A 12,773-nucleotide genomic window follows, 5' to 3' on the forward strand; every position below is an offset into this window, starting at 1 on the left:
GCATTATCGTGACATGTTTTCAGTGAATAAGATTTTGGTATAGGCAAACACAAAAATCAAAAAGCCTATACTCCAAAGTAGAGCTGATGACGCTATAACTATTGAATATTCCATGCCGAGTAATGACCCTGTAACGCGGTCAATCGCAGCAAAACTAAGGGCTAATACGGAACAAGTAACCCAAACATTAGCCTTAATAAGTCGTCCAGTATGGCCTAATGAAACTCTCGATATCATCGATAAGATCATAAGCCCCATCCCGCCAACCGTGATCGAATGAAAACCAATTGAAACACTTGGAATTAAATGCATTTTTGCCAAGGCGAGTAGAATAAAACCTAGACTCATAGCTAAGTAACTAAGATGTAAGGACCATACTAGTGGGACCTGCAACGTCACCCATAGCCTCCATCGCAAAGCCCTAAATAGATTTGAAATCCCTGCCACGAATAGAACGGCAATGCTAAGAGTGTTCGGTACAAAGTTTTGAGTCAACGTTGTAATAAACACAATCACAATGCTTAGAATCGAAAGTTGCTCTAACCACCCAATCGAGTTAACCCGAGGTGTCTTTGTTCCGTTGGCCGTGAACATGGGAAAGACTCGCCCCCCCATTATGCTCATTACTAGCGCTGCAAGGATGACCATGGCGTGCGAAATAGTGGTGATATCAACGATAGAGTCACTCGACAATGAAAAATGAAAGACAGCATTCATCATCGCCATCACAAGTAGGATAGGTACAAAAAAGAGATTCCTCCACATCTTGGCTTGCAGTATCGGGCGCGCTAAAAAGCCAGCACAGGCTGGCAAGAAGAGAAGATCTATAACGATTGTGTAATCACGAAAAAAGGCGGGTTGAAAGGCAAGTGTTATACGACCTAGAAGCCATGTCAGTACAAGAGCAGCTAACCACCATCCTTCAATGCATTTTCGCTTTGTCCAGGTTTGAACAGCAGTTAGGAGAAACCCAACCATGATTGCTGGAAAAAAACCGAATAGCATTTCATGTAGGTGCCACGCATAGGCACCGCCATATAGGTTCAATTCAATTAAACCCAGAAAGCTAAGTGCCCAAGCGGGTATGCTTAATGCACCAAACAAGGCACCTAGCCAGAAGAATGGTCTAAAAGCAGCATTCAAAAACGCAGGGTGGAGCTTCTTTGTGTTTTGTTCGTCAGTTATAGACCCGTCAATTTGTATTAGCGCCACAAATACTCTCTTAGTTTGTCGATGACTTAGATTTCAGCTCATTAACAATTGCATACAGTGAAGGCACAACAATCATGACCAATACTGTAGATGCTAGCAAACCGAACACAACAGAGATCACCAATGGTTTAAGGGTTTGCGCTTGAGTCGATGTTTCCGTGAGTAATGGAGCCATTCCCATTATGGTCGTTGAAACTGAAACAAAAATAGGACGAAATCTAGAGCGAACGGCTTCGCTGGCGGCTTCTATTACTGACTTGGTATCAGATGCTCTCTCTTTGATGACACCGATTAACAATATTGCATTGTTTACAACGATACCCGAGAGTGAAGCTGCACCGACAAGGGATGGCATAGATATGTTGTAACCCATTAAATAGTGTCCCCATACAACACCAAGAAAAGCCATTGGGATAGTTAAAAGCACTATAAAGGGTTCAACATAGCTCCTAAATTGGAATGAAAGAATCAGATATACACCCACGATTCCGATCAAGAAGCCACGAAGAATAGAGGCGACAGTTTCAGCCGAATTCGCTGCTTGCCCTGCTATTTCAAACGTAATACCCGAGTATTCTGATTGAATATTAGGTAACAGGTTTTTCTTTATGTCTGCAGTAATGGCATCAGCATTGGCTATACGGCCATCCACATCCGCTTGAATTGTTACAGATCTTGCCCCATTTCGTTGAGTAACTGAACTCCACTCTCTAGTTTCATAAAGCTGGACAACATTAGGTAAGAGAACTGTTGATCCATCACTCAGTTGTAGCTCAAAAGCCAACAGATCGTTGATGTCTTGTGTGCTGTTATCTGCAAACTTCACTTCAATCGCGTATTGGAGTTCACCAACGCGAATATCATCAAGGGTTTCGCCAAGAAACGCTCCTCGCAACTGATTAGCAATAGCTAATGGCGTTAAGCCTAAAGCTTGTCCGTCAGAAGTTATCTGCATGCCAAGTTGAGGCTTGCCAACATTTAGATCATGTTTGGAGTTTAATACGCCATTGTACTTCTCTACTTCACTTAATAGCTCTTGCGAAGCCTTCGAAAGCAAATTCAAATCCTCATGGAAAAGTCTTAGCTCTACGGCTATACCCTGCGGACCAATACCAGGCTCTGTAATAATTAGGGATGTGATGCCTGGTAATACCCCAATTTCACGTTTCCATATTTCAATGAGTTCATCGAGCGTTGTAGCTCGAATCTCTGCAGATAATAGATCCGCTGAAACCGTAGCCACATGACTTCCGCTCTCTCCAACAGATAAATTTCTTCCGAATCGAGTTATCACACGTTTCACAAGGTCCTGTTGTTGCGGTTGTTTAGACTTTAGCTCGATATTCACACGCGCAAGGGCTTCTTCCACCTGGCGGACAGCTTCCTCAGTTCTACCGAGCGATACCCCCATGGGTAGTAAAATTCGTGCTTCAATTACATCACCATCAATTTCAGGCATTGCTTCCCGCTTCACTACGCCTGAACCTAGGGCTCCAATAGTAAGGATCAATAATCCAACAGCGACTCCAACAACTAGCCAGCGATGATCAATAGCCCAGTCTGCTAGCCTGCCAACGCCCCGCTCTTTAAATGAATTAAAGATCTCTTCGAAGCGGACTTTGAATTTGTTGGGCGAATAATTCGATTTAGTTAGGCTTTGTTTTAGGTGGTGAGGAAGTATGAAAAAAGCCTCAACTAGGCTTGCTGTTAACGCAGCTAAAAGAACGACTGGAAGTACCTCAAGTACAGCGCCAAGCTCACCTGCTAAAAATGATAACGGCAAAAATACAGAAACAGTTGTAAGGAATGAAGAGACTACACCTGGAGCAACCGCTACAACGCCCTGAACTACTGAATTCAAAGTCACGTTACCATGAGAATGCACTGCTATGGAGTCGGATAATACAATCGAATCATCCATAACAATCCCTATAGCCATAAGTAACGCAACTACGGTGATCATATTTAAACTTTCACCAGTCAATGACATCCATGCAAAGGCGCCTAGAAACGCTACAGGCAATCCCATTGCTGCCCATGCTGCATAAGCTGGTCGGAAGAATAGGCTCATTACGAGTACAACAAGGACTAGACCAACGACGCCGTTTTGAACCAGCATTGTTAATCGATCTCGTATAATTGAAGTTACATCCTGAACGACTTCAAGGTGAATCGAGCCAATACCTCTGCTTTGCTCGGCTTTCACCGTATTTGTTAGGTCGTCGAGAGATCTTAAAGCGTCAGCATCCAGGGGTTTGTGTACTTCAAGTAGGATGACAGGAACGCCATCTAAATAGGCTGCGTTACTCGCTGGCTCATAATGCTCCTCTACGCTAGCGATATCACTCAGATTGATCACAGCACCATTGGTTAAGGTGATAATGGGTAGGTTGAATAGGGCATTCTTAGATAGCGCTTCGGAGTCAAATCTGATGTTGTATTCACCGCTTTCTCCTTCAAGAGTTCCAGCAGGAACATTAATGCTGTGTTGTTTAAGTGCATTGGCGATAGAGGAGGTTGTTAAACCGTACTCTTTCAAAACACGAGGATCAGCCTGTATTGACCAGGTTCTCTCCCCTACACCAGAACGAATGACTTTCGCTACAGTATCGAGTGAAGCTAACTTGTCTTGTAGAATCTTTGAGTAGTGATCAAGTTGTTCCAGTGGTAGCTCACCAGATACAGCGACAGAAGCCACAAGATCTGTGCGATGAAGTTCACGAATAATGGGAGCTTCCGCTAATAATGGAAATGAATCAATTGCCGAGATTTCAGTTCTTAGATTGCTGACAAATCTAACGGCATCCCCACTTGGCTGCATTGTCGCTACAGCGTGGGCTAAATTGTTTTGTGCTGTACAGACAAATTCACTCAGTGATTCAACCGATTGAACGGCATCCCATAGGGGTTCACATATTTTCTTTTCAACATCGGAAGGTGTTGCGCCACGATAAACAACAGATACTTCCGCTTCGACAGGGCGAAAGTCTGGAAAAGTCTCTCGTAGAAGGGTCGGTGCTGAAAACGATCCAACTGCTATAAACACTAACAGCAGTAAATTAGCTGAAGTGGGATGGGATGCAAACCATCTGATCATTTCGCCACCTCAATCCCAGTAAACTTTTGTCCTGGTATTGCAGTTATCAGAGAGTCGAGTATCAATCTGTCGCCTGCCTTGAGCCCGCGAGTAATTTTCACTTGGTTCTCTTGCATGAGACCAAGCTGAACTTCTCGAAACTCAATTTCATTCTCTTTATTTAGCAAAAGAACCTGATCTTGGTGAACCGCAGATAATGGAATTGTAATGACGCTTGAGGGCTGAATCGTTTTAAAAACCAACTCAATTGGTTGATTTGGTAACAGTGGGAAATTCTGTGCAGTGGAATGGCTCGAATATGGATCATCCACCCTTACTACGATTTGAAGGGTTCTTGCTCGGTTATCCAGCTCAGTACGAACAGATATTATCTCTGCCTTCCAAGATTCGCTTACGCTCCCAACTGTTCGCACTTCGGCAGAAACCAATTGATTTAAGGTTTGAGTTACAAATTCATTATTCAGAGTGGAAGGTGGCGTATTGAGACCAATTAAATCTCTGAACTTATCGATGTTTGCTTGTGCAGTAACATTGGCTGATTTAACACCCACCCCTTCAATTAAAGGCTGCCCAACGTTAACAGCCTGATAGTCTTCAACAAGAAGCTTAGAGATCCTAAGTGGGTAAGGCGCGACAATATCTGTTCGAGCTAAATCCCTATGTGCACGGTCTAGTGAGATACTTAACGCTTGCTTTTGAGCTAGCAGCTTCTGCTTTTTAGGTTCTACAAGCAACAAGCCATTATTAATGTCTGTAACGATCTTCTCTGAAGTCAGAGTGGCTCTTTGGACATCATCTAATTGCTTACGTGTTGCGGATCCGCTGGCATATAGCTTTTGGATTCGATCTAGATCCGCTTTTGCATATGTAAGCTGTCGCTGCTCTAAATCTAAGATCCGTTGCGTGTTTTCTGCCTCGGCATTCAGAAGTGAAAGCTCGTACTCAATACCAGTCAACTCAGCACTAATTTGAGAAATAGCAAGCTCATAGTCCAAAGGATCTATCTTGAGAATGACATCACCAGCGTCAACCCAAAGCCCTTCAACGATTGAGTCATTTGATCGGTAAATTTCCCCTTTAACCTGTGCAACAGCCGACCATTTGTCGCTTGCCTCAATTGTTCCCGAAATCGACATCTCTGAGAATGCTTCCTCGGGCTGAACAACTAGGTATTTAACCGCTTTGATTTCTATTAACGATGCGCTCTTTTCTGGTGGTTTGACGCCGTTGAGTAGTAATGCAGTTCCAGCAATTCCCACAACAATAGGAATTCCAAACTTTAAGTAACGAGTCCACTGCATCTTGTTACTTCCTTGCAAGAAACATTCGATTCAATAAACCATCTTTCATTATGAAATGATGGTAAAGAGCAGCTAAAACATGCCCAAGAACTGTTATTAAAAGTAATACCTTAAAAAGGTTGTGTGCATTGGCCGCAGCGTCAATATTGAAGAACCATGCCATTCCACCGCTAAGTACCATCATCAGTAAAATTGCATAGAGAAGCTTATGCGCTATGTTTGATAATCTGTTGCCGAGTAAGTCTTTTGTTTCATGGGTGCTTATTGACCTCAAACGCAATCGTATGAGTACAATTGCTGCTATAAAGATACCGCCAGCTACGTGTGATAGCACTAGCGGATCAAATGAAACAGACTTGCCTGATTGGATGAGTTCCCAAGCGTTTACAATAGAGTCATGAAGCACGTATTGAGCTATAACAAGGGCTACTGTACTCCAATGGAGTACGATTTGAGTTTTGCTATACCAGCGTAATTGATCGGACATGGTTTTGGGTCCTTAAACTATTAATTAGATAGCTCTAATGTTATGTTAGTATTTAATTACTTACAAGAGAAAACGTTTTGCTAAAAAGAATGTCCGCATCAAAGCGCAAAGATGAACTTATCAATGCACTTCTAGAGTTGGCTTATGAAATAGGACCAGACCGCCTTACTACCAGTGATATCGCAGCGCGAATTGGAGTCACTCAGGGAACGGTTTTCCGCCATTTCAAAAATAAAGATGAGTTGTGGGTAGCAGCAATACGCAAAGTCACTGATGGACTGAAGAGCGCATGGGCTGAAAATTTACTCCTATCCAAGGAGGTGGATGCCAAACAGCGAGTTGCTCGATTAGTCCATTGCCAGCTTGAACTTATTCAAAATACACCAGCTTTGCCCTTGATTCTCTTTTCACGTGAGTTAAACACGGAGAATGAAGAGCTGCGAACGATTATCAGAGAAACACTGTTTGTGTTTGATAGCCATCTCTCATCTCTGATTGAAAAGGCGCTCATTGGTCGTGACCAATCGGAAATTACAGTGCCTGATATAGCCAAATATTTAACATCGTTAATACAAGGTCAGGCGGTACGATGGGGATTAAGTGATAAGAGCTTCGATTTAGTAGCTAGTGGCAATCAATTATCCCTCAAATTGATTGATGTCTTAATTAGCTAGCCCATCAACTGTGAGCGGCGGCTATGTGCCGTTAGGCGATCCTCACTAATAGACTTCAGTAGTCAAAACATATTAAGAGACAACCTTTTGCGCCAATTTGATAAACAGAGCGCGCTCGTCATCACTTAAATTGGCTACCACTTGATCCTGTAACGCCTTAACCACCGGGGTGATCTCCTCCAGAGCCTTACGCCCTTCTTTGGTTAGCGTCACCAATTTAGCGCGTCGATCTTTGGGGTTTGATTTACGCTCTACCCAACCACGTTTTTCGAGTCGATCAATCACGCCTCCAATCGTCGCTTTGTCGTAGTGAATCGACTGCGCGATCTGTGACTGCTCCATCTCGCCATGCAACTCTATTGCCTGCATTGAGGCAAATTGCACCGACGTGACATCGGCACCGATACGCTTCATCTCATCTTGAAACACCTGATTCGACTGCTGACTTAAGCGACGTATCAGGTGACCAGGCATCTCGTAGTAGGACAACTCGTTCTCCAACACTTTTTACTGTTTGTTCCATCCTATTTGAAAAGAACTAGTTTGTATACTTACTAGTTTACAACCACATAAAACTTTGGTTACACTATGAGCACAAATAGTAAGCATACTTACTAACAAGGTTCTCTGAGCCGCACTAAGAGACAGAAGATAATAAGGAGTCTAGTGATGCAATATTACGAAGATGGTTTCCGTGGTGGTAACCCAGATCGCAAAAATGCTGCACCTAACCGTCGCGAATTCGCGCCTAATGCCATTCTTCCTGAAAAAGTCGATGTACTGATTGCAGGTACAGGCCCTGCAGGCCTCTGTCTGGCGGCTCAGCTCTCTCAGTTCCCCGAGATCAGCACGATGATCGTTGAACCAAGCCCAATGAATATCCAAAAAGGTAAAGCCGATGGTATCAACACGCGTACCATGGAGATGTTCCAAGCCTTTGGTTTTGCCGATGCCGTTAAGCGTGAAGCTTACTGGGTAAACCAGACCAACTTCTGGATGCCAGACCCAGAAAATCCAAAGAATATCCAACGCATTGGCCGTGTACAGGATGTTGCTGATGACTCATCTGAAATGCCTCACATCATTGTTAACCAGTCACGCATCCACCAGTGGTTCCTTGAGGTGATGGATAACTCACCGACGCGTATGCAACCAGATTACAACTGGTCGGTAGAGACGTTGGAAGTAAACCCATCTCTTGATGAATACCCAGTGACAGTGACTCTGGTGAACACCGGTGTAAACAAAGGCCAGAAGAAGATTGTTCGCGCTAACTACGTGGTCGGCTGTGACGGTGCACGATCTAACGTTCGTACCGCCATTGGTGGCGAGCTGCACGGCGATGCTGCTCACCAGGCTTGGGGTGTAATGGACATCCTAGCTAACACAGATTTCCCTGATGTTCGCCAGAAATGTTTGATCACCTCTGCCACTGAGGGCAACGTACTGATCCTTCCTCGTGAAGGTGGTTACATGTTCCGTATGTACGTGGAGCTGGATAAACTAAAAGAAGATGAGCGCGTTGCCAACCGCAAGTTCACATCGGATGACACGATCGCAGCGGCTAACCGCATCATGCACCCATACAGCATCGATGTGAAAGAGGTTGTTTGGTGGTCTGTTTACGAGATTGGTCACCGCATGACGGACCGTTTCGATGATGTGACTGATGAAGAGCGTGCAACTCGCAACCCTCGCGTATTCACTGCGGGCGATGCCTGTCACACGCACAGCCCGAAAGCGGGTCAGGGTATGAACGTATCAATGCAAGATACCTTCAACCTAGGCTGGAAGTTAGTCCACGTACTGACTGGTCAATCAGACGCATCTCTACTACACACTTACTCTAAAGAGCGTTGGACAGAAGCGAAACGTCTTGTTGAGACCGACCACGAGTGGGCGCGCATCATGTCGGCACCTCCTGGTACGTCTGAACTGGATAAAGGCGATGAGCCTCGTTTCGTTCGTGCCTTCAAAGAGAATCTGGAGTTCACCGGCGGTCTGGCCGTTAAATATGATGAATCAATTCTAACCGGTGCACAAACTTACCAAGCACTAGCAACAGGAGAAGAGATTGGACGTCGTTTCCACTCAGCGCCGGTTCTACGCCTATCAGATGCTAAGCACATGCAACTTGGTCACGCAGCTCAGGCCGATGCTCGTTGGAGAATCTACGCATTTGCAGGCAAAAACGACACCAGCTCAAGCTCTGCCATTCATACGCTAGCGGACTGGTTAGAGAACGACAGCAACTCACCGGTTGTTAAGTACACCAAGTCAGGTGCTGACATCGATTCAGTCATTGATGTTCGCGCTGTATTCCAGCAGACATTCTACGACTTGGATTACGATAAAATGCCTTCTCTACTGATTCCTAAGAAGGGCAAGCTGGGTATCCAGGATCATGAGAAAGTCTTCTGTGTTGATCATAAAGGTAATGGCGACATCTTCGATATGCGCGGTATCGATCGTGAGCAAGGCTGTATGATCGTCGTTCGTCCAGACCAGTACATCGCACACGTACTGCCACTATCGGCAACCGACGAATTGGCCGACTTCTTCTCCAACATCTTTGTTGAGCAGAACTAAGTTCAGATCCAAGGATCAAAGGCACCTCAGGGTGCCTTTTTTATTGCGCACATCAACGGTTTCGCGAAGTGAATTCCGCTGTTTTTCCGCTTGAGTGAATGAACGCCTTAACTTAAGGTTCTTATAGTGTCTTAACCCTAGGTAACCTCATGTCTAAACTGCTATGGCAGCCAAGTAATCAACGCATTGCAGCTGCACGCTTAACCGAATTCCAAAACCGCGTGAACGACCAGTGCTCACTGGCACTGTCGACTTATGATGATCTGTGGCAGTGGAGTATCGATCAGCCCGATCAGTTTTGGGGCTCGGTGTGCCAGTTTCTCGATATTGAGTTCAGTCAGCCAGCACAAGAGGTTCTACAAACCGGGATTGGAATTCGTGACGCCCGTTGGTTTGAAGGGGCCAAGCTCAACTTTGCCAAGCATCTATTAAAACGTCGCGATGACAGCATTGCGATCATTTTTCGGGGTGAGAATGGCAAACGCAGAACGCTGACCTATGCAGAGCTCTTTCAGCAGGTTGCATCGGTACAGGGCTACCTGAAAAAGATGAATATCGGCGCCGGCGATCGTGTTGCAGGTTACCTACCCAATGCGCCAGAGGCGATCATTGCGATGTTGGCCACCACAGCACTGGGAGCGGTTTGGACATCCTGCTCACCTGACTTTGGTGTCAATGGCGTCGTCGACCGGTTTGGGCAAGTTGAACCGAAACTGATCTTTACGGTAGATGGCTACCACTACGCAGGCAAACAGATTAACAACCTCGACAAACTACCGGAGATCGTTGATCGCATTCCCAGTGTAGAAGGGGTCGTGGTCTACCCGTTTCTGAATGATTCACCCGATCTAACGGGGATCAAGGGAGCACAGCCTTGGTCAGAGGCACTGGACGACCAAGCCGGCGACATCGATTTTGTTGAACTCCCTTTTGATCACCCGCTCTACATCCTCTACTCATCGGGCACGACAGGAGTTCCTAAATGCATCGTGCATGGCGCTGGCGGAACACTGCTCCAGCACATGAAAGAGCTAGCCCTACATACAGACTTAGGCCCTGACAGCCGGTTAATGTACTTCACAACCTGCGGTTGGATGATGTGGAACTGGATGGCATCTGGTTTAGCAGTTGGTGCTTCACTCGTTCTGTTTGATGGCTCCCCTTTCCACCCGACTGCCTCGGCACTGTGGGACATCGTGGAGCAAGAGGAGATCACTGCCTTCGGCACCAGCGCCAAGTACATAGCCGCGATTCAGAATGCCGGTTACTTACCCAATCAGCACCACAGCTTTGCTCAGCTTAGATCGATACTCTCGACCGGATCGCCACTCTCACCGGAAAGTTTCGAGTTTATCTATGACTCAGTTAAACAAGACCTTCATCTGGCCTCTATCTCAGGCGGAACCGACATCGTCTCATGCTTTGCGTTGGGTGTGCCGACCCTCCCCGTCTACTCAGGCGAGTTACAGGCCAGAGGCTTAGGTATGGCCGTTGATATTTATGACGATGAGGGCAACTCTTTGCTCGAGGAGAAGGGTGAATTGGTGTGTACAGCCCCCTTCCCTAGCCGCCCCATCGGTTTTTGGAATGATCCGCAGGGTGAACGTTACAAAGCAGCCTACTTTGAACGCTTCGATAACATCTGGGCGCACGGTGATTACGCTGAACTGACAAAACGAAAGGGCGTGATCATCCACGGTCGCTCTGACGCGGTATTGAATCCAGGCGGTGTCCGAATCGGTACAGCCGAGATCTACCGTCAAGTCGAAAAGGTCGCGGGAATCACCGATAGCATCTGCGTCGGGTTACCCAAAGAGGATGATGTCGTGGTAGCGCTCTATGTCGTGCTCGCAGACGGCCTGGAACTCACCGACGACCTAGTGGCCGAGATAAAACGCACCATCCGCAACAACACCACGCCGAGACATGTACCCGGTATCATCAAAGCGGTTACGGACATCCCGAGAACCAAAAGCGGAAAAATCGTTGAGCTAGCAGTACGCAACGTGCTGGTTGGCGAGCCGGTTAAAAATAGAGAGTCACTGGCTAATCCAGAGGCGTTAGAGCTGTTTGAAGGGTTAGGAGTTTAGGAATTAAAACGACCCAAACTAATTAATTTTTAAACTTAGCAATCGCTGCAAACTGACCTTGTGTGACTCTCAACAGGTCAGTTGGTGCCAACTCAATCTCAAGTCCACGTCTGCCAGCGCTGACATACAAAGTCTTCAAAGACTCGGCACTCTGATCAATTAAGGTAGCAAAAACTCGCTTCTGCCCCAGTGGACTGATCCCTCCAACCAAGTAGCCGGTTAAGCGCTGAGCAACCTGAGGATCCGCCATCGATACTTTTTTCTGTTTTAGCGCTTTGGCTGCGGCTTTGAGATCCAACGTTGCTGCTACTGGTATGACTGCGACCGCTAGCGCATTTGGGCCTCGGTCAGTCTCAAGCATCAAAGTTTTAAAAACCTGACCTGGGTCGAGGGCTAACTTATCTGCAGCTTCGAGGCCGTAAGCGGCCCCGGGTGCATGTTCATACTGATGCGTATTGAAGGATATTTTTGCCTTTTTGGCAGCATCAATAGCAGGGGTCATAGGTGAATTTAATGATTAAGGACGCGGAGCGTAGGCAAACACGTCAGATTTCATCTGACTCTGAGTAAAGCCCTGCTCTTCTAAAGCATCCAACAGTGCATACACCATTGCCGGCGATCCGCATGCGAACACCTCTGCTTTTGTCAGGTCGTCAACATCTTCCACAATGGCCGCTGGTAGTAAGCCCGTACGTCCACTCCAACCCGGGCTCTTATCTGGTTCACTAACGACAGGAATAAAGTGAATGTTGGCGTGGTGCTCTGCCCAGCTCTTCGGCAACTCTTCGAGATACATATCGTCTTCAACCCGCGCGCCCCAATAGACATGGATCGGATTTTTGCGCGCACTGGCGATCAGGTGCTCAACAATACTTTTCACCTGTGAAAAACCGGTACTGGCGGCAGCAAAGATGATGGGCTGATCGTCATTGAGCTCATCTAGATTGATGGTGCAGTCGCCCATCGCCAACTCCACTTCAACGCTCGGTTGATGCAGCAGGTGTTGGACAATCGAGTCGTTGAACTCACTGTCAGGCATGTGGCGAATGTGAAGTTCTAATTCACGACCTGCCTCGGGTGCCGAGGCAATAGAGAATGAAGCTTTTTTCCCGTCTGGCAGGCAGATATCTAGATACTGTCCCGCTTTAAATTCAGCGCCCGCTTGCTCAGACTCAGGAAGCAAAAGGCGGATACGGTAAACATCCCTATTTAACAGATCAGCCGATAAAATCGTCGTAACTTTCCTTGCCACGTTCACTCTCCAAATAACAGTCCACGCGATGCGTGAATTAACAATTTACTCTAGTCAGGTAACTAAATAGT

Annotated in this window: 10 protein-coding genes; 3 read left to right on the forward strand and 7 right to left on the reverse strand. The window is 46.3% G+C overall.

Going from position 1 to position 12,773, the window contains the following annotated elements:
- Positions 1-3 precede the first annotated feature (3 nt).
- From XMD530_RS05590 to XMD530_RS05605, 4 genes are read right to left on the reverse strand one after another with little or no spacing between them, the layout of a single operon-like run.
- Complete coding sequence (locus XMD530_RS05590; RefSeq protein ID WP_217364165.1) at positions 4-1,212, reverse strand: NnrS family protein; 1,209 nt, start codon at positions 1,210-1,212, stop codon at positions 4-6.
- Between the two features lie 10 nt (positions 1,213-1,222).
- Positions 1,223-4,309: an efflux RND transporter permease subunit gene (locus tag XMD530_RS05595; protein ID WP_173506872.1), complete on the reverse strand. Its 3,087-nt coding sequence runs from the start codon at positions 4,307-4,309 to the stop codon at positions 1,223-1,225.
- Positions 4,306-5,610, reverse strand: coding sequence for an efflux RND transporter periplasmic adaptor subunit (locus XMD530_RS05600; RefSeq protein WP_173498300.1), 1,305 nt, complete (start codon positions 5,608-5,610; stop codon positions 4,306-4,308). The genes XMD530_RS05595 and XMD530_RS05600 overlap by 4 nt, the downstream gene beginning before the upstream one ends.
- Before the next feature lie 4 nt (positions 5,611-5,614).
- Complete coding sequence (locus XMD530_RS05605) at positions 5,615-6,097, reverse strand: cytochrome b (protein ID WP_173498301.1); 483 nt, start codon at positions 6,095-6,097, stop codon at positions 5,615-5,617.
- Between the two features lie 89 nt (positions 6,098-6,186).
- Between XMD530_RS05605 and XMD530_RS05610 the strand changes: the two genes are divergently transcribed.
- Entirely contained in the window at positions 6,187-6,771 is a 585-nt protein-coding gene (locus tag XMD530_RS05610; RefSeq protein WP_173506873.1) for a TetR/AcrR family transcriptional regulator, read from the forward strand.
- A 72-nt stretch (positions 6,772-6,843) separates the two neighbouring features.
- Here the strand turns inward: XMD530_RS05610 and XMD530_RS05615 are convergent, their stop codons facing one another.
- A complete protein-coding gene (locus XMD530_RS05615) occupies positions 6,844-7,260 on the reverse strand; it encodes a MarR family winged helix-turn-helix transcriptional regulator (RefSeq protein ID WP_254443635.1) in 417 nt (138 codons plus the stop codon).
- Between the two features lie 180 nt (positions 7,261-7,440).
- On the opposite strand from XMD530_RS05615, the gene XMD530_RS05620 reads away from it, so the two are divergent.
- Both XMD530_RS05620 and XMD530_RS05625 read left to right on the forward strand, forming a co-directional pair.
- Positions 7,441-9,360 carry an FAD-dependent monooxygenase gene (locus XMD530_RS05620; protein ID WP_173481758.1) on the forward strand — a complete coding sequence of 640 codons (1,920 nt, stop codon included), beginning with the start codon at positions 7,441-7,443 and terminating at the stop codon, positions 9,358-9,360.
- A 149-nt stretch (positions 9,361-9,509) separates the two neighbouring features.
- Positions 9,510-11,450, forward strand: coding sequence for an acetoacetate--CoA ligase (locus tag XMD530_RS05625; RefSeq protein WP_173481757.1), 1,941 nt, complete (start codon positions 9,510-9,512; stop codon positions 11,448-11,450).
- A 22-nt stretch (positions 11,451-11,472) separates the two neighbouring features.
- Here the strand turns inward: XMD530_RS05625 and ybaK are convergent, their stop codons facing one another.
- A complete protein-coding gene (ybaK, locus tag XMD530_RS05630; RefSeq protein ID WP_173481756.1) occupies positions 11,473-11,952 on the reverse strand; it encodes a Cys-tRNA(Pro) deacylase in 480 nt (159 codons plus the stop codon).
- 15 nt (positions 11,953-11,967) lie between these two features.
- Positions 11,968-12,702, reverse strand: coding sequence for an NAD(P)H-flavin reductase (locus tag XMD530_RS05635; protein ID WP_371731732.1), 735 nt, complete (start codon positions 12,700-12,702; stop codon positions 11,968-11,970).
- Positions 12,703-12,773: the final 71 nt, after the last annotated feature.

The organism is Marinobacterium sp. xm-d-530, from assembly GCF_013283365.1.
GTDB lineage: Bacteria > Pseudomonadota > Gammaproteobacteria > Pseudomonadales > Balneatricaceae > Marinobacterium_E.